At 71.1% G+C, this 16,779-nt stretch carries 14 protein-coding genes; 8 read left to right on the top strand and 6 right to left on the bottom strand.

The window, feature by feature from the left end; all coding sequences use genetic code 11:
• The first annotated feature begins 35 nt into the window (after positions 1–35).
• A complete protein-coding gene (locus tag ACFPYL_RS14025; protein WP_379155160.1) occupies positions 36–824 on the top strand; it encodes a spermidine synthase in 789 nt (262 codons plus the stop codon).
• Here ACFPYL_RS14025 and ACFPYL_RS14020 read toward each other — a convergent pair.
• The 3 genes from ACFPYL_RS14020 to ACFPYL_RS14010 all read right to left on the bottom strand — a co-directional run bounded on the left by ACFPYL_RS14020 (position 816) and on the right by ACFPYL_RS14010 (position 4,783).
• Complete coding sequence (locus ACFPYL_RS14020; protein ID WP_379155157.1) at positions 816–2,375, bottom strand: long-chain-fatty-acid--CoA ligase; 1,560 nt, start codon at positions 2,373–2,375, stop codon at positions 816–818. The two genes, ACFPYL_RS14025 and ACFPYL_RS14020, sit on opposite strands and share 9 nt — an antisense overlap.
• A 99-nt stretch (positions 2,376–2,474) precedes the next feature.
• Positions 2,475–3,587 (bottom strand): acyl-CoA dehydrogenase family protein, encoded by a 1,113-nt coding sequence (locus ACFPYL_RS14015; RefSeq protein WP_379155154.1) that lies wholly within the window; start codon positions 3,585–3,587, stop codon positions 2,475–2,477.
• A 5-nt stretch (positions 3,588–3,592) separates the two neighbouring features.
• Positions 3,593–4,783, bottom strand: coding sequence for an acyl-CoA dehydrogenase family protein (locus tag ACFPYL_RS14010; RefSeq protein WP_379155151.1), 1,191 nt, complete (start codon positions 4,781–4,783; stop codon positions 3,593–3,595).
• 94 nt (positions 4,784–4,877) lie between these two features.
• Here ACFPYL_RS14010 and ACFPYL_RS14005 point away from each other — a divergent pair, with 94 nt between their 5' ends.
• The 4 genes from ACFPYL_RS14005 to ACFPYL_RS13990 all read left to right on the top strand — a co-directional run bounded on the left by ACFPYL_RS14005 (position 4,878) and on the right by ACFPYL_RS13990 (position 8,260).
• A complete protein-coding gene (locus tag ACFPYL_RS14005; protein ID WP_379155148.1) occupies positions 4,878–6,068 on the top strand; it encodes a Rieske 2Fe-2S domain-containing protein in 1,191 nt (396 codons plus the stop codon).
• A gap of 3 nt (positions 6,069–6,071) precedes the next feature.
• On the top strand, positions 6,072–6,365 hold the full coding sequence (locus tag ACFPYL_RS14000; RefSeq protein WP_379155145.1) for a hypothetical protein: 294 nt from the start codon (positions 6,072–6,074) through the stop codon (positions 6,363–6,365).
• A gap of 4 nt (positions 6,366–6,369) precedes the next feature.
• Entirely contained in the window at positions 6,370–7,470 is a 1,101-nt protein-coding gene (locus tag ACFPYL_RS13995) for a 2Fe-2S iron-sulfur cluster-binding protein (protein WP_379155142.1), read from the top strand.
• Positions 7,471–7,615: 145 nt separating this feature from the next.
• Positions 7,616–8,260: a hypothetical protein gene (locus ACFPYL_RS13990; RefSeq protein ID WP_379155139.1), complete on the top strand. Its 645-nt coding sequence runs from the start codon at positions 7,616–7,618 to the stop codon at positions 8,258–8,260.
• Positions 8,261–8,418: 158 nt separating this feature from the next.
• Here the strand turns inward: ACFPYL_RS13990 and ACFPYL_RS13985 are convergent, their stop codons facing one another.
• Positions 8,419–9,090, bottom strand: a complete 672-nt coding sequence (locus ACFPYL_RS13985) for an MBL fold metallo-hydrolase (protein WP_379155136.1) — start codon at positions 9,088–9,090, stop codon at positions 8,419–8,421.
• A gap of 2 nt (positions 9,091–9,092) precedes the next feature.
• A complete protein-coding gene (locus ACFPYL_RS13980; RefSeq protein WP_379155133.1) occupies positions 9,093–9,800 on the bottom strand; it encodes a maleylpyruvate isomerase N-terminal domain-containing protein in 708 nt (235 codons plus the stop codon).
• A gap of 143 nt (positions 9,801–9,943) precedes the next feature.
• Here ACFPYL_RS13980 and uvrA point away from each other — a divergent pair, with 143 nt between their 5' ends.
• Entirely contained in the window at positions 9,944–12,946 is a 3,003-nt protein-coding gene (gene uvrA / locus ACFPYL_RS13975) for an excinuclease ABC subunit UvrA (protein ID WP_379155130.1), read from the top strand.
• Between the two features lie 91 nt (positions 12,947–13,037).
• Complete coding sequence (locus ACFPYL_RS13970; protein WP_379155127.1) at positions 13,038–13,454, top strand: Rieske (2Fe-2S) protein; 417 nt, start codon at positions 13,038–13,040, stop codon at positions 13,452–13,454.
• Between the two features lie 3 nt (positions 13,455–13,457).
• Here the strand turns inward: ACFPYL_RS13970 and ACFPYL_RS13965 are convergent, their stop codons facing one another.
• On the bottom strand, positions 13,458–14,753 hold the full coding sequence (locus tag ACFPYL_RS13965; protein WP_379155125.1) for a pyridine nucleotide-disulfide oxidoreductase: 1,296 nt from the start codon (positions 14,751–14,753) through the stop codon (positions 13,458–13,460).
• A gap of 59 nt (positions 14,754–14,812) precedes the next feature.
• On the opposite strand from ACFPYL_RS13965, the gene uvrC reads away from it, so the two are divergent.
• Positions 14,813–16,777 carry an excinuclease ABC subunit UvrC gene (gene uvrC / locus ACFPYL_RS13960; RefSeq protein ID WP_379155122.1) on the top strand — a complete coding sequence of 655 codons (1,965 nt, stop codon included), beginning with the start codon at positions 14,813–14,815 and terminating at the stop codon, positions 16,775–16,777.
• Positions 16,778–16,779: the final 2 nt, after the last annotated feature.

Raw genomic sequence — 16,779 nt, 5'->3', positions numbered from 1 at the left:
CACCCGCTGCGGGCGAGGCGTGGCACGCTGCGGACGTGGACGAAGCGGAGATCGTGACGGGAGACCGACCCGGCTCGTTCGTGCTCCGGATGTCCGGGATGGACCAGTCCCACGTGGACCTCGACGACCCCACCCGGATCGTCTTCGACTACGTGCGCCGGCTGGCCGACGTCGTCGACGCGGTCGCCCCCGCCGGGGTGCCGCTGCGGGTGGTGCACGTCGGCGGGGCGGCGATGACGCTGCCCCGCTACGTCGCGGCCACCCGGCCACGCTCCGCCCAGGTGGTGCTCGAGCCCGCGGCGTCGGTGACCGAGCTGGTGCGGCGCGACCTGCCGCTGCCGCGGACCAGCGGCATCAGGGTGCGCGACGTGGACGGGCGCTCCGGGCTCGCGGCACTCCGCGACGGGTTCGCGGACCTGGTGGTCGTGGACGCGTTCGCGGACGCTCGCGTGCCGGGCGAGCTGGTCACGACGTCCTGTGCGGCGGAGCTGCTCCGGGTGGTCGGTCCGTCCGGCGTCGTCGCCCTCAACCTGACCGACCGCGCACCCTTCGGGTGGACCCGACGGGCGGTCGCCGCCCTCCGGACGGTCTTCCCGTCGGTCCTGCTCACCGCCGAGCCGGCCACCCTGCGGGCCAAGCGCCTCGGCAACCTGGTCGTGGTCGCCTCGGACGGCGCCGTGCCGCTCGACGCCCTCCGCCGTCGCGCGGCCAGCTCGCCCACGCCGTACCGCGTGCTCGACGGCGCCGCGGTCTCCGACTCCTTCGGTGGCGGGACGCCGTTCACCGACGAGGACAACGAGCCGTCGCCGCCGCCCTCACGCTGAGTACGACGTGCCGCGCGCCTCGCGGGTCCACAGGACGCCGTCCCCGGCGACCGGGCCCTCCGCGGCGAGCTCGCGCTTGAGCACCTTGTTGGTGGCCGTCCGCGGCAGCGTCGACACGACCCGGACGAAGCGGGGCCGGGCCTTGGGGGAGAGGTCGGCCTGCTCGTCGAGGAACGCCTCGAACCCGACCGGTTCGAGCGAGCCGCGGACCACGAGCGCGGCCATCACCTGGTCGCCGACCGACTCGTCCGGCACGGCGTACACCGCGGCCTCGTCGACGGCGGGGTGGCGCAGCAGGATCCGCTCGATCGTGGCGGCGCCGAGGTTCTCGCCGTCGACGCGTAGCCAGTCGGCGGTGCGCCCGGCGAAGTAGACGAAGCCGTCGGCGTCGCGGTAGGCGAGGTCGCCGGACCAGTACATGCCACCGCGCATCCGCTCGGCCTCGGCGTCCGGGTCCTTGTAGTAGCCCGCGAACGCCCCGGCGCCCGCGGTGTTGACGAGCTCCCCGGTCGCGGCCTCGGCGTTGAGCAGCTCGCCCGCCGGGCCGAACTCCGCGTCCGGCGCCTCGGCCATCGTCTCCGGGTCCAGCACCTTGACGCCGTCGACGGGACGGCCGAGCGAGCCCGGTGGCATCTCGGGCACCCGCTGGACGATCACGGCGTTCTCGGTCGAGGAGTAGGAGTCGACGACGACGCAGCCGAAGCGAGCGCCGAAGCCGGCGATGTCGCGGTCGTTGGCCTCGTTGCCGAAGACCAGCCGCAGCGGGTTGTCGGCGTCGTCGGGCTGCTCGGGCGTCGCCATGATGTAGGTCAGCGGCTTGCCGACGTAGTTGGCGTACGTCGCACCGTGCCGGCGTACGTCGGGCAGGAAGCCGGAGGCGGAGAATCGCCGGGCCAGCGCGACCGTCGCGCCGGCGGCGAGCGCCGGGCCCCAGCCGGCCATGATCGCGTTGGAGTGGAACATCGGCATCGACAGGTAGGCGACGTCCGCCGGACCGAGCCCGAACCGCTCGGAGAGGAACTGCCCCGGGTAGGCGACCTTCGCCTGCGTCACGTTGACGGCCTTCGGATCACCGGAGGTGCCCGACGTGAAGATCAGCATCATCAGGTCGTCCGGCCCGACGTCCGCCGCCGGGAGCTCCGCCGACGCGTGTTCCTCGAGCAGCGCCGTCCAGTCCGGCGACTCGACCGGCAGCACCGGCACGTCGACGTCGGCGAGCAGGTCCGCGTGCGCGGCGTCGGTGACGACGACCTGCACGTCGGCGCGCCGTACGTCGGCCGCGAGCGCAGCCCCGCGGCGAGTGGGGTTCAGGCCCACGACCACCTGACCGCTCAGGGCGGCCCCGCCGAGCACGAACGCGAACTCGGGGACGTTCTCCAGCAGCACGCCGACGTGCGGCGGCTCGCCGGCCGGCAGCAGGCTCGACAGCACGGCGGCGCGCACGCTCGACTCGCGGACCACCTCGGCCCAGGTCCAGGACTCGTCCTCGAAGAGCAGGCCGGTCGAGTCGTCCTCCGCGCGCGCCAGCAGCTGGTCGCGCACCGTGGGCATGGTGGTTTCGAGGCTCAGGCCTGGCGGCCTTCGCACCTCAACCACCGTGCACCGGTGGTTGAGGTGCGAGCGAAGCGATCCTCGAAACCACCATCACGGTCACGCCGGCTCGGCCGCCAGGATCCGGCCGACGTTGAGGGCCTGCTCGGTGGCGCCGCCGTGCAGGAACTCGAAGCGCTTGGCCGAGGTGAAGTAGCGGTGCGTCTCGCCGTCCAGGTCGATGCCCACGCCGCCGTGCACGTGGACCGCGGTGTGCGCGAGGCGGTGGCCCGCGTCGGCCGCCCACAGCTTCGCGATCGCGACCTCGCTGTCGGCGGGCAGCCCCTCGTCGAGCCGCCACGCGGCCTGCCAGAGCGTGAGCCGCTGGCCGAGGACGTCGATGTAGCCGTCGGCCAGCCGCTGCGAGACGGCCTGGAAGGTGCCGATCGGGCGGCCGAACTGCTCGCGCGTCTTCGCGTACGCCGAGGTCAGCGCCAGCGCCCCCTCGGTGATGCCGAGCTGCTCGGCCGAGCCGGCGAGGAGCAGCAGCTGCCGGAGGCGCTGGTCGGCCGCGCCGTCCGCGGCGCCCACCAGGCGGTCCGCCGCGAGCACGGCACCGTCGAGGTCGAGGCGGGCGACACCGTCGCCGTCGGAGAACGTCTGGGCGACCACGGTGACGCCCTGGTCGCCGGGCTCGACGAGGAAGACGCCGACGCCGCTGGGCGTCTCGGCCGGCACCAGGAACGCGTCGGCGTACGGACCGGCCGGGACGATCGCCTTGCTGCCGGTGAGCACGTACGACGTGCCGTCCGGCGTGGCGACCGTCGTCGGCCGGGCGGGGGAGTAGGCGCGCTCCTCGGCCACCGCGGCGGTCAGCACGTTGGCACCGGAGGCGGCGCCCGGCAGCCACTGCTGCCGCTGCGCGTCGGAGCCGAGCTCGGCGACCAGGCGCGAGGCCGGACCGTGCGCGGCCAGCGGGACCGGCGCGACGGCGCGGCCGACCTCGACCAGCACGCGGGCCAGCTCGACGAGGCCGAGCCCGGCGCCGTCGTACGCCTCGGGGAGCGCGAGCCCGAGCAGGCCCGCCTCGCCCAGGGCGGCCCAGAGCTCGCGGTCGAACCGGTCGCCCTGCGCCTCGACGGCCTTGAGCCGCTCGTTGGTGGCGCGGTCCTTGAGGATGCTGGCGGCCAGCTCGGCCGCCTCGTCCTGCTCCTGCGTGAAACGGAAGTCCATGTCAGTCAGTTCCTCTTCGCTGCGGGGAGGCCGAGGCCGACGTACCCGATGATGTCGCGCTGGATCTCGTTGGTGCCGCCGCCGAAGGTCATCACGAGCGCGGAGCGGTAGAAGCGCTCAAGCCGGCCGGCCAGGACCGCGCCCTCGGACGCGCCGGTGATGCCGGCGTTCGGGCCGACGATCTCCATCAGGACCCGGTAGACCTCGGTGGCGAGCTCGGAGCCGTAGATCTTGGTGGCCGACGCCTCGGCCGGGGAGAGCTGGACGCCGGCGTCCGCGTCGGCGGCGAGCTTCCAGTTGATCAGGCGCAGCGCCTCGGTGCGGGCGTGCGCGCGGCCGAGGGCGATCTGGACCCACTCGGAGTCGATCACCCGCTGGCCGTCGGGGTTCTTGGTCTCCTGCGCCCAGCGCCGGACCATGTCGATCGAGTAGGTCAGCGGCGCGGCCGAGGTGAGCGCGACGCGCTCGTGGTTGAGCTGGTTGGTCATCAGCGCCCAACCGCCGTTGAGCTCGCCGACCAGGTTGCTCGCCGGGACGCGCACGTCCTCGTAGTACGTCGCGCTGGTGCTGACGCCCGCGACCGTGTGCACCGGGGTGTAGGAGAAGCCGGCGGAGTCGGCGGGCACCAGGATCATCGACAGGCCCTTGTGGCGGGGCAGGTCGGGGTCGGTGCGGCAGGCGAGCCAGAGCCAGTCGGCGTACTGGATCAGCGACGTCCACATCTTCTGCCCGTTGATCACCCACTCGTCGCCCTCGCGGACCGCCCGGGTCTTGAGCGAGGCCAGGTCGGTGCCGGAGCCGGGCTCGGAGTAGCCGATCGAGAAGTGCAGGTCGCCCTGGAGGATGCGGGGGAGGAAGTACTCCTTCTGCTCGTCGGTGCCGTAGCGCATGATCGTCGGCCCGACCGTGTTGAGCGTCAGGTAGGGGATCGGTACGCCGGCGACCGCCGCCGCGTCGGTGAAGATCAGCTGGTCGACCATCGAGCGGGCCTGCCCGCCGTACTCCGTCGGCCAGCCGATGCCGAGCCAGCCGTCGGTGCCGAGCTGGCGGATGACCTGCTTGTAGACCGCGTCGTCCCCGAACTCACCGGTCGCCGACGCGAGACCCGCCTTCACCTCCGGCGTGACGAGCGCGGCGAAGTACTCACGCAGCTCCTCACGGAGATTTTCCTGCTCGGGCGTCAGGGCGATGTGCATCAGATCTCCCGGTGGGAAGGTGGGGTGCGCTGGAATCCGCGACCCAAAAACTATAACCTGTTCTCGTTTTGGTCCACATGTCTGGAGGCTTGCCATGACCGACGCTGCAGCCAGTGTCCGCGCTCTCGACCACGGCACCCCGCCCGAGCGCTTCGCGCGTGGGTGGCACTGCATCGGTCTGGCCGACTCGTTCCGCGACGGCAAGCCACACCGGGTCGGCGCGTTCGGCGGCCAGCTGGTCGTCTGGCAGGACACGAAGGGCGAGCTCAACGTCCTCGACGGCTACTGCCGGCACATGGGCGGCGACCTCACCCAGGGCGAGGTGAAGGGCGACGAGATCGCCTGCCCCTTCCACGACTGGCGCTGGGGCGGGGACGGCAAGTGCAAGGCGATCCCCTACGCGCGCCGCGTGCCGCTGCGGGCCCGCACCCAGAAGTACGAGACCGCGATCGTCAACGACCAGCTGCTGATCTGGCACGACACCGAGGGCTCCAAGGCCGACTACGACATCCTGCCCCCGCAGCTCGCCGGCCTCGCCGAGGGCGAGTACACCGACTGGGTCTGGGTCGCGGAGGAGATCGAGGGCTCGCACTGCCGCGAGCTGATCGACAACGTCGTGGACATGGCGCACTTCTACTACGTGCACTTCGCGTTCCCGACGAGCTTCCGCAACGTCTTCGAGGGCACCCTCGCGACGCAGTTCATGGAGTCCAAGGGCCGGCCCGACAAGACCGAGGGGTACGGCGACGCCGAGCTCTTCCTCAAGTCCGAGGCCACCTACTACGGACCGTCGTACATGATCAACTGGCTCGACACCGACTACAAGGGCTTCAACACCGAGGTCGTGCTGGTCAACTGCCACGTGCCGACCGGCCCGAACTCGTTCCGGCTCCAGTACGGCATCGTCGTCAAGAAGCCCGAGGGGCTCGACGAGAAGACCACCGACTTCATCGCCAACAAGTACGCCGAGATGTTCGGCAGCGGCTTCCTCCAGGACGTGCACATCTGGAAGAACAAGGTGCCGGTGCAGAACCCGCTGCTCTGCGAGGAGGACGGGCCCGTCTACCAGCTGCGCCGGTGGTACGAGCAGTTCTACGTCGACCAGGACGACATCCAGCCGGAGATGGTGGACCGTTTCGAGTTCGAGGTCGACACCACCAAGGCCAACGAGTACTGGCAGGACGAGGTCGCCGAGAACCTGCGCAAGAAGGCGGCCGAGGACGAGTCGGTCGACGACTCCGCCGACGACTCGGCCGAGATCCCGCAGATGATGTCGGGCACCTGAGCCATGGCCTCCTTCGTCCCCACCAGCGCCGACACCATCGAGGACCAGCGCCTCTACACGGCTGCGCGTCTGGTCGAGGTCGAGTGCCTGGACTGCCTGGCGCGGGTCGGCGTGAAGAAGAACAGCGACCACCACACGTCGATCCAGTGGACGACCGAGGCGCGCGGGCACTGCACCGCGCTGGCCCGGCGTACCGGCGCACGTGACGTGAAGGACAGCTGCCCGCGACTCGTGTCCAGCATCGAGGCTGCGGCACGGGACGGGCAGATCCCCATCGGAGCCGAGGACGGTTACTAGACCCATGTCGGACGACGCCTTCGAGCTGAAGGTCGTGGACGTGGTCGAGGAGACCGCCGACGCGCACTCCATCTCCTTCGAGGTCCCCGCGGGTGCCGAGGAGCAGTTCGCCTACAAACCGGGACAGTTCCTGACCCTGGCCGTGCCGAGCGACCGGACCGGCGTCGCGGCGCGCTGCTACTCCCTGTCCAGCAGCCCGGTCGGCGGAGGGCCGCTCACGATCACCGTGAAGCGGACCGCGGAGGGCTACGCGTCCAACTGGGTCTGCGACAACCTCCGCGAGGGCGACACGATGCACGTGCTGCCCCCGAGCGGCATCTTCACCCCGGCGTCGCTGAGCGCCGACCTGCTGCTCTTCGCCGGCGGCAGCGGCATCACGCCGGTCATCTCGATCACCCGGACGGCGCTGGAGCAGGGCACCGGGCGGATCGTGCTGTTCTACGCCAACCGTGACGAGTCGTCGGTGATCTTCGCCCGCGAGCTGACCGAGCTCGCGGCCGCGCACCCGGACCGGCTCCAGGTCGTGCACTGGCTGGAGTCCGTCCAGGGCCTGCCCAGCGAGGAGCAGATGCGCGCCTTCGCCTCGGCGTACCTCTCGTACGACGCGTTCGTCTGCGGGCCGGCGCCGTTCATGAAGCTGACGATCGCGGCGCTCAAGGAGCTGGAGTTCCCGCGCGAGCGGCGGCACCAGGAGAAGTTCATCTCCCTCGGCGGCAACCCGTTCGGCGACCTGCACGACAAGGAGGTCGCGGAGCACGAGATCGAGGACGCGGAGAGCGACCCCGACGACGTGACCGAGGCCGAGCCCACCGACCCCGGCCCCGAGGGACCCGTGCGGCTCGAGGTCGAGCTCGACGGCGAGAACTACTCCTTCGACGACTGGGCGCCCGGCACCAAGCTGCTCGACCACCTGGAGGCGAAGGGCGTCAAGGCGCCGTACTCGTGCCGCGAGGGGGAGTGCTCGGCCTGTGCCATCCGGCTGCTCGAGGGCGAGGTCAAGATGCTGCACAACGACGTCCTCGACGAGGACGACCTCGAGGAGGGGATCCGGCTGGGCTGCCAGTCGGTCCCGGTGACCGACACGGTCAAGGTCACCTACCACTGACCGAGCGGGGCTCGGGAACCTCAGGTTTCCTGCAAGAATTTCTGGTCTAGTCACCCAGATCTTTTGGTACGTCGAGGCGTAAGGCTGACCTCCTCAGGGAAGTTCTGGCAGCAACGGACACTCACTGACCACTTGAGGAATCGCCATGTATCTCGGACTGTGCTTGATCGGTGTGATCGCCGCGGTGTGGGCGATCACGGCTCTCCCTACCCGTCCTCACACCGAGACGGTGCGGCCGCGCGACCTGGAGCGCCGCGACGCGCAGCTCCGCGCCTGCCCCGACCGGGTGACCAAGCTGGACGTGGAGCGCGCCCTCGCCGCCCACCCGCTCCCCGAGGCGACGATCGCCCGGGTCCTCGGCACTGCCGCCGAGCGCGGCATCACCGCCCGCACGATGTGGGTCTGGGTCGACCGCTTCGGCGCCGACAAGCTGGTGCTCGCGATCGACGCCGACGTCGCCGAGCGCCGCCTGCGCCGGCACCTCGACGCCGGCACCGCCCCCGACTGGGCTGCGATGATGGTCTTCGCCGACCTCAACAACGAGACCGGCCCCGGCGCGATGCCGATCGCCGAGTTCCTCGACCTGGACGCCGTGCCGCACGCCGACGAGCTCCAGTTCGACCTCGCCGAGTGGGAGACGCCCGAGACGCCGGTCATCGCCGACGTCGACCTGAGCCAGTTCAGCCACCTGCCGCCCATCTACAACCCGGGCCTCCCCGTCACCCGCACCGCCGCCCCGCCCGTCGACCAGGCGCCGCGCACCGAGGGTGGCTGGCCGCAGGTCGCCTGACCCGGTGGTTGAGGAGGGCCGCCAGGCCCGTCTCGTCTGCGGTTCGCTCACCGATCCCTGGGCGCCGGGGGCGCGGCGGTGGTTGAACCTAGTCGCCGACGGATGAGCTATCTGATCTTCGCCGACCTGAGGTTCTCGTACGGCCAGTGAGTGGGTCGTCACCAGCCTCGCGAGCGCCACTCCGGCAAGGACGCTCGCTCGGCGCCGAGCGTGGAGTCGTTGCCGTGGCCGGGGTAGAACCAGGTGTCGTCGGGGAGCGTGCCGAAGACCTTGGCCTCGACCTCGTCGATGAGCTGGGCGAAGGCCGCCTTGTCGCCGAACGTGTTGCCGACGCCGCCCGGGAAGAGGCTGTCCCCGGTGAAGAGGTGCGGGCTCCCGGACGGGTCGCGGTAGACCAGCGCCACCGAGCCGGGCGTGTGGCCGGCGATCGCGATCACCTCGAGCGTGCAGGTGCCGACGGGGACCGTGTCGCCGTGGGCGAGCTCGCGGGTGACGGGTACGTCGGTCTGCTCGGTGACCGCGGCGGCGTCCGGTGCGCCGACCAGGACGTCGGCGCCGGTCGCGGCGACCACGTCGGCGAGCGCGCGGTGGTGGTCCCAGTGCTGGTGGGTCGTCACGACGGAGGTCAGCCCGGCGTCGCCGATCAGCGGCAGCAGCACCTCGGGGGAGGCGGCTGCGTCGATCAGCACCTGCTCGCCGGTGTCGTGGCAGCGCAGGAGGTAGCAGTTGTTCGACATCTTCTCGTCGACCGCGACCTTCGTGATGGTCAGGCCGGACAGCTCGCGGACGTCCGCGTCGCCGCCGGGGCTCACCTCGCCGGTGTACGTCATGGTCACCATGCTCCGATCTGCGGCAGGGCGCCGCTGTCGCTGGTCAGTCCCTCGCCGGTGCCCCGGCCGGTCAGCCACCAGCCGAGCGCGGCTCCCGTGCCGGTGACGGTCGGGCCGCCGTCGCCGAAGGCCCAGGTGCGGCCCAGGTCGCTCGCGCGGACCTGGAAGGCGTCGGCGGTCTCGTCGCGCGGCTGCATCCCGTCGAGCAGGAGCGTCGCGAACGCGGGTGTCCAGCCGGCGTACGAGTAGTCGGACGCGAGGTCCGCGTGGTGGATCTCGACCTCCTGGAGCCGCATCCGCGGTACGTCGCCCGCGGCGTTCGTCCGGCCGCCAGGGGTGCGGTCGAAGGTCGTGTCCCACTGGTCGTCCGGCAGCGCGTCGAGCGTGTCGGCCAGGTCGGTCGTGGCGTCGAGCAGCCGGGTGCGGATCTCGGTCGGGCCCGCGGCCGCGAGCTCCTCGATGTCGCCGTCGCGGGCCTCCGGGGAGGCGTACATGGTCGTCCGGGTGCCCTCGAGGATCCCGCGGAGCGCCCCGGCCAGGCCCTCGGCGTTCAGGGCGAGGTGCGCGAGCACGTGCCCGCGGGACCAGCCGGGGAGCCCGCTCGGTGCGGCGTACTCCTCGTCATCGAGGGCGTCGGCGGTCCTGATCAGCTGGCGGGTGGCCTCCGGGAGGAGCTCCTCGACGATGGCCTGGCGCTGGGGGTCGGGCATGGCCCCATCCTGCCCGACGACCGGGCCGCGGAGGACTGTCGGTGCCGCGTGAGATCGTGGGAACACGGGCGCGTCACGGGTGGTTGTGCCTTGCCTGTGCCGGTTAGGATAGCGAACACGTGTTCGAAGACGAGGGGAAGTCAGTGATCGATCAGCTCATCATCCGAGGAGCTCGCGAGCACAACCTGAAGGACGTGTCGATCGATCTTCCCCGCGACTCCCTGATCGTGTTCACGGGCCTCTCCGGCTCGGGCAAGTCGTCGCTGGCGTTCGACACGATCTTCGCCGAGGGGCAGCGGCGCTACGTCGAGTCGCTCTCGGCGTACGCGCGCCAGTTCCTGGGCCAGATGGACAAGCCCGACGTCGACTTCATCGAGGGCCTGTCGCCGGCCGTCTCGATCGACCAGAAGTCGACGTCGAAGAACCCGCGCTCGACCGTCGGCACGATCACCGAGGTCTACGACTACCTCCGGCTGCTCTACGCGCGCGCCGGCCGCCCGCACTGCCCGACCTGCGGCGCCCCGATCGAGCGGCAGACGCCGCAGCAGATCGTCGACAAGATCCTCTCCCTGGAGGACGGCCGCCGGTTCCAGGTGCTCGCCCCGGTCATCCGTGGCCGCAAGGGCGAGTACGTCGAGCTGTTCAAGCAGCTCCAGACGCAGGGCTTCTCGCGAGCCCGGGTCAACGGCGAGACCTACGCGCTCGACGAGCCGCCCAAGCTGGACAAGCAGAAGAAGCACACCATCGAGGTCGTCGTCGACCGGCTGGCGGTCAAGGACTCGTCGAAGCGACGGCTCACCGACTCCGTCGAGACGGCGCTCCAGCTCGCCGGCGGCCTGGTGCTCTTCGACTTCGTCGACCTCGATGCCAAGGACCCCGGTCGCGAGCTGCGCTTCAGCGAGAAGATGGCCTGCCCCAACGAGCACCCGATCGACACCGACGAGCTCGAGCCGCGGTCCTTCTCCTTCAACTCGCCCTTCGGTGCGTGCCCGCAGTGCTCGGGTCTCGGCACCCGGATGGAGGTCGACCCCGAGCTGGTCGTCCCCGACGCGACCGCGACGCTGGGAGAGGGCGCGATCCAGCCGTGGAGCCAGGCGCACGTCGCCGACTACTTCCTGCGGCTGATGGGCGCGCTGGGCGAGGAGCTCGGCTTCGATCTCAACACCCCGTGGCAGGACCTCACCGCCAAGCAGCAGAAGTCGGTCCTCGACGGTCACTCGACCAAGGTGCACGTCGTCACCCGCAACCGCTACGGCCGCCAGCGCGCCTACTACGCCGAGTTCGAGGGCGTCCGGCCCTACATCGAGCGCCGGCACCGGGAGGCCGAGTCCGACACGAGCCGCGAGCGGTTCGAGGGCTTCATGCGCGAGGTCCCGTGCCCGGCCTGCGGCGGCAGCCGGCTCAAGCCGGTGTCGATGTCGGTGACCCTCGGCGGCTCGCTCCAGGACGGCGGCAAGAACATCGCCGAGGTCTGCGCGATGCCGATCAACGAGACCGCCGACTACCTGCGCACCCTCGACCTGACCGCCCGCGAGCGGCAGATCGGCGAGCGGGTGCTCAAGGAGATCCAGGAGCGCCTCAACTTCCTGCTCGACGTCGGCCTCGACTACCTCTCCCTCAACCGGCCCTCCGGCTCCCTGTCGGGCGGCGAGGCGCAGCGGATCCGGCTCGCCACCCAGATCGGCGCCGGCCTCGTCGGCGTCCTCTACGTCCTGGACGAGCCGTCCATCGGCCTGCACCAGCGCGACAACCACCGCCTCATCGAGACGCTGGTCCGGCTCAAGGACCTGGGCAACACCCTGATCGTCGTCGAGCACGACGAGGACACGATCCGGGTGGCCGACTGGGTCGTCGACATCGGCCCGGGCGCCGGCGAGCACGGCGGCCAGGTCGTGCACAGCGGCAGCGTCGCCGACCTGCTCACCCACCCGGACTCGATGACCGGTCAGTACCTCTCCGGACGCCGCGAGATCCCGGTGCCCGCCGTACGCCGGCCGCGCACGAAGGGCCGCGAGCTCACCGTGCACGGCGCCCGCGAGCACAACCTGCAGAACGTCGACGTCGCGTTCCCGCTCGGGCTGTTCGTGGCGGTCACCGGCGTGTCCGGGTCCGGCAAGTCGACGCTGGTCAACGACATCCTCTACACGTCGCTGGCCAAGCAGATCTACAACGCCCGTGCCGTGCCCGGCCGGCACCAGAAGATCACCGGGCTCGAGCACGTCGACAAGGTGATCCACGTCGACCAGTCGCCGATCGGGCGCACGCCGCGCTCCAACCCGGCGACGTACACGGGCGTCTTCGACCACATCCGCAAGCTCTTCGCCTCGACGCCCGAGGCGAAGATGCGCGGCTACCTCCAGGGCCGGTTCTCGTTCAACGTCAAGGGTGGTCGCTGCGAGGCGTGCGCCGGCGACGGCACGATCAAGATCGAGATGAACTTCCTGCCGGACGTCTACGTCCCGTGCGAGGTGTGCCACGGCGCGCGCTACAACCGCGAGACGCTCGAGGTGCACTACAAGGGCAAGACCATCGCCGAGGTCCTCGACATGCCGATCGAGGAGGCCGCCGACTTCTTCGCCGCGGTGCCCGCCATCGCCCGGCACATGAAGACACTGGTCGAGGTGGGCCTCGGCTACGTGCGCCTGGGTCAGCCGGCGACCACGCTGTCCGGTGGTGAGGCGCAGCGGGTCAAGCTCTCCTCGGAGCTCCAGAAGCGCTCGACCGGTCGCACGGTCTACGTGCTCGACGAGCCCACGACCGGCCTGCACTTCGAGGACATCCGCAAGCTGCTGCTGGTGCTCGGCCGCCTGGTCGACCAGGGCAACACGGTGCTGGTGATCGAGCACAACCTCGACGTCATCAAGACCGCCGACTGGCTGGTCGACATGGGGCCCGAGGGTGGCTCGCGCGGTGGCACCGTGGTCGCCGAGGGCACGCCCGAGGCGGTGGCCGCGACCCCCGAGAGCTACACGGGACAGTTCCTCGCCCCGCTGCTCGAGGGTCGCGAGGCCAAGCAGCCCACCCGGCGGGTGGCCGCCACGAAGGCGCCGGCCGCGAAGGCGCCGGCCAAGAAGGCACCGGCAAAGAAGGCACCGGCGAAGAAGACCGTGGCCAAGAAGGCGCCGGCGAAGCGGAAGGCCAGCTAGTTCTCACAGAACTCTCATCGCCAGGTCACAGCCCCAGCCGGTCTCGCTGGCTAGGGTGAAACTTCAACGACGGCCTGCCGAGAGGATCACTGTGAGCACCGACGGGATCACCCGCCGCAAGACGTTGACCGGAGCCGCCGCCCTGGGCGTCGGGGCACCGCTGCTCGCCGCCTGTGCCGGCAGCGACTCCGGTGACACCGCGACCGAGGCCCCAGCCGCCGGTGAGGAGCTCGGCGCGACCTCGGAGGTACCGGTCGGCGGCGGCAAGGTCTTCGCCGACCAGAAGATCGTCGTCACCCAGCCGACCGAGGGCGACTTCAAGGCGTTCTCCGCCGTCTGCACCCACCAGTCCTGCCTGGTCTCCCAGGTCACCGACGGCACCATCGACTGCCTCTGCCACGGCAGCAAGTTCTCCGACTCCGACGGCTCGGTCGTCAACGGGCCCGCGACCTCCGGGCTGTCGGAGGTCACGATCAAGGTCGCCGGCGACACGATCTCGACGGCCTGACGCTCAGCTGACGCGCGCCGCCGTCGGGACGGTGGCCCGGCGCCACTGCCGGTCGCGGGGCGACTCGCGGCGGTCGAGCCGGGCATCCAGCAGGACCCGGGCCTCGTCGAGCCGGCCGCAGCGCAGCAGCGCCGAGATCCGTGCCTCCTCGACGATCTCGCGCTGCGCGTCGGAGCCGCCCAGCCGCCAGGTGCGGGTGCTCAGGGCCGCGAGCTGGTCGGCGGCGGCGTCGCACCGGCCGTTCGCCATCACGTGCAGGGCGCGTGCCAGCGGCGCCACGACCTCGCGCTGCGTCGGGTGCTGGTGGGCCGACGCCCACGCCTCGAGGTCACCGAGCGCGGCCGCGTCGTCGAGCGCCAGGTGGAGGACCGCGGTGTGCATCGCGAGGAACGGCGTGGCCGGCCGGCTGAGCGTCGCGTCCGGGGTGGCGGTCCGGACGGCGTTCAGGTCGGGGACGTCGTGGGCACCCGGCGTCAATGCCCACCGGAAGAGCAGCGAGCCGGTGTCGACCAGTGCGCGGCAGCCGAGCGCACCTCCCGGCCGGAGCTGGGTCTCGTAGCGACGGCGTACGGCGTCCAGGTCGCCGAGCGAGAGCTCGTGCAGGGCCGCGTGCCACGAGAAGTGGCTGAGGCTGTCGGTGTCCGCGCCGTCGCCGAGCACCCAGTCGTCCATCCAGGCCAGGCCGGCGTCGTGGTCTCCGGTCTCGTAGTGCGCGTGCGCCCGGGCGTGCGCGGAGTGGCCGGCGGTGGGCTCGACCCGCAGCGAGCGGCAGGAGAGGTCCATCGCCTCGTCGAAGCGTCCCTGCTCCTGGCGGACGAACGCGAGCAGCCCGGTGAACCACCAGTCGTCGCCGTACGCCGGGGCCGCGCGTTCCACGATCTCCCATGCCTCTGCCGGCACCTCGGTGACGCCTGCGAACGCGATCGTCGGGACCGCGGTGGAGAGCAGCACCGCGTCGCGGGGGTGGGCCTTGAGGTGGGCGACGAGCGGTCGCGAGTCGCCCTCCAGGTGTGCCGCGACGGCGTGCACGTGGCTGCGTTCGCGCTCGGTCGCGCGCGGTGCGAGGGCGACGGCGTCGTCGATGCGGGCGCGCACGTCGACGGCCGCGCACATCTCGTGGCCGAGCAGCGCCAGGGTCGCGTGACCCAGGGCGAAGGTCGGGTCGAGCGTGATGGCGGCCGCGACGGCGCGCTCGGCCCCGCTCCGCAGGCGCAGCAGGTCCTCGACGCCGCGCTGGTAGCTGCGGGCTGCCTCGGGGGAGGAGGTGAGCTCGTACCCGTACCGGTCGCGACATCGCATGTAAGTAGAGTAAGCCACGCGACAAAGAAGTTGTCGGTGCCGGACCGTAGGGTTGCGACGTGCGATCGCCTGCGTCCTACCGCCCCGAACCCGGGTCGATCCCGACGCTCCCGGGCGTCTACCGGTTCCGGGACCCGAAGGGCAGGGTCATCTACGTCGGCAAGGCGAAGAGCCTGCGCCCGCGGCTGTCGTCGTACTTCCAGGACGTCGGCAACCTGCACCCGCGCACCGCCACGATGGTGACCACCGCCGCGAGCGTCGAGTGGACGACGGTGAAGACCGAGGTCGAGGCGCTGCAGCTGGAGTACTCCTGGATCAAGGAGTTCGACCCGCGCTTCAACGTGAAGTACCGCGACGACAAGTCCTACCCGTGGCTGGCGGTGACGGTCGGCGAGGAGTTCCCGCGGGTCATGGTCGGCCGTGGTGCGAAGCGCAAGGGCACCCGCTACTTCGGGCCCTACGGTCACGCCTGGGCGATCCGCGAGACCGTCGACCTGCTGCTGCGGGTGTTCCCGATGCGCTCGTGCAGCAACGGGGTCTTCAAGCGCTCCAGCCAGATCGGCCGGCCGTGCCTCCTCGGCTACATCGACAAGTGCGCCGCCCCGTGCGTCGGCAACGTCAGCGCGGCGGAGCACCGCGAGATCGTCGACGACTTCTGCGACTTCATGGGCGGCCAGACCACGGCGTTCGTGAGGCGCGTCGAGAAGGAGATGTACGCCGCCTCGGACGCGCTCGACTTCGAGAAGGCGGCCCGGCTGCGTGACGACCTCGGCGCCCTGCACAAGGCACTCGAGAAGCAGGCGGTCGTGCTCGGCGACGGCACCGACGCCGACGTGATCGCGTTCGCCGAGGACCCCCTCGAGGTCGCGGTGCAGATCTTCTACGTGCGCGGAGGTCGGATCCGCGGGCAGCGCGGCTGGGTCGCCGACCGCGTCGACGAGGGCGGCACCGACAAGCTGGTCGACGACTTCCTGCTCCAGCTGTACGCCGGAGCCACCGCCGACGAGATCCCGCGCGAGATCCTGGTGCCGGCGCTGCCGCCGGACGCCGCGACGTACGAGACCCTGCTGAGCGACCTGCGCGGCTCCAAGGTCGCGATCCGCGTGCCCCAGCGCGGCGACAAGCGCGCCCTCCAGGAGACGGTCGCGCAGAACGCGTCCCAGGCGCTGGTCCTCCACAAGACCAAGCGGGCGAGCGACCTGACGACCCGCAACCGGGCCCTGGAGGAGATCCAGGAGTCGCTCGGCCTCGACGAGGTGCCGCTGCGGATCGAGTGCTACGACATCTCCCACCTCCAGGGGTCCGAGATCGTCGCGTCGATGGTCGTCTTCGAGGACGGCCTGGCGCGCAAGGGCGAGTACCGCCGCTTCGTCATCAGGGGTCAGGATGGCTCCGACGACGTGAAGGCCATGCACGAGGTCATCACGCGCCGCTTCCGCCGGCTCCTCGACGAGCAGGCGACGAGCACGGAGAAGCTGACCGACAACGGCCCGATGCTCGTCGACCCGGAGACCGGCAGGCCGCGCAAGTTCGCCTATGCCCCGGGCCTCGTCGTGGTCGACGGCGGAGCGCCGCAGGTCGCGGCCGCCCAACGGGCGCTCTCCGAGCTGGGCATCGTCGACATCCCCGTGTGCGGCCTCGCCAAGCGGCTCGAGGAGGTGTGGCTGCCCGAGCAGGAGGACCCGGTGATCCTGGCCCGCTCCAGCGAGGGCCTCTACCTGCTCCAGCGGATCCGCGACGAGGCGCACCGCTTCGCGATCACCCACCACCGCTCGCGTCGTTCGAAGTCGATGGTGGAGAGCGTGCTCGATGACGTCCCCGGGCTCGGGGAGGTGCGCCGCAAGACCCTGCTCAAGCACTTCGGGTCGCTGAAGAAGCTCCGGGAGGCGGAGGTCGACGCGATCGCGCAGGTGCCGGGGATCGGGCCGCGCACCGCTTCGTCGATCAAGGATGCAGTCGACCGGGCGAGCCGCAAGACTGGCGTCAGCGTCAACACCGCGACCGGCGAGATCGAGGAGGGCTAGGC

This window comes from Nocardioides hankookensis (assembly GCF_042658885.1).
GTDB classification, from domain to species: domain Bacteria; phylum Actinomycetota; class Actinomycetes; order Propionibacteriales; family Nocardioidaceae; genus Nocardioides; species Nocardioides hankookensis.
The sequence above is the reverse complement of the archived record's forward strand: the minus strand, read 5'-3'. Positions and strand labels throughout refer to the sequence as shown.

Excerpts from the sequence above, each read along its gene's own strand:
- ACFPYL_RS14000 (WP_379155145.1), top strand. The coding sequence starts at position 6,072 with ATGGCCTCCTTCGTCCCCACCAGCGCCGACACCATCGAGGACCAGCGC.
- ACFPYL_RS13985 (WP_379155136.1), bottom strand. The coding sequence starts at position 9,090 with ATGACGTACACCGGCGAGGTGAGCCCCGGCGGCGACGCGGACGTCCGC.
- ACFPYL_RS14010 (WP_379155151.1), bottom strand. The coding sequence starts at position 4,783 with ATGCACATCGCCCTGACGCCCGAGCAGGAAAATCTCCGTGAGGAGCTG.
- ACFPYL_RS14015 (WP_379155154.1), bottom strand. The coding sequence starts at position 3,587 with ATGGACTTCCGTTTCACGCAGGAGCAGGACGAGGCGGCCGAGCTGGCC.
- ACFPYL_RS14020 (WP_379155157.1), bottom strand. The coding sequence starts at position 2,375 with ATGCCCACGGTGCGCGACCAGCTGCTGGCGCGCGCGGAGGACGACTCG.
- ACFPYL_RS13980 (WP_379155133.1), bottom strand. The coding sequence starts at position 9,800 with ATGCCCGACCCCCAGCGCCAGGCCATCGTCGAGGAGCTCCTCCCGGAG.
- ACFPYL_RS13995 (WP_379155142.1), top strand. The coding sequence starts at position 6,370 with ATGTCGGACGACGCCTTCGAGCTGAAGGTCGTGGACGTGGTCGAGGAG.
- ACFPYL_RS14005 (WP_379155148.1), top strand. The coding sequence starts at position 4,878 with ATGACCGACGCTGCAGCCAGTGTCCGCGCTCTCGACCACGGCACCCCG.
- ACFPYL_RS13990 (WP_379155139.1), top strand. The coding sequence starts at position 7,616 with ATGTATCTCGGACTGTGCTTGATCGGTGTGATCGCCGCGGTGTGGGCG.
- ACFPYL_RS13965 (WP_379155125.1), bottom strand. The coding sequence starts at position 14,753 with ATGCGATGTCGCGACCGGTACGGGTACGAGCTCACCTCCTCCCCCGAG.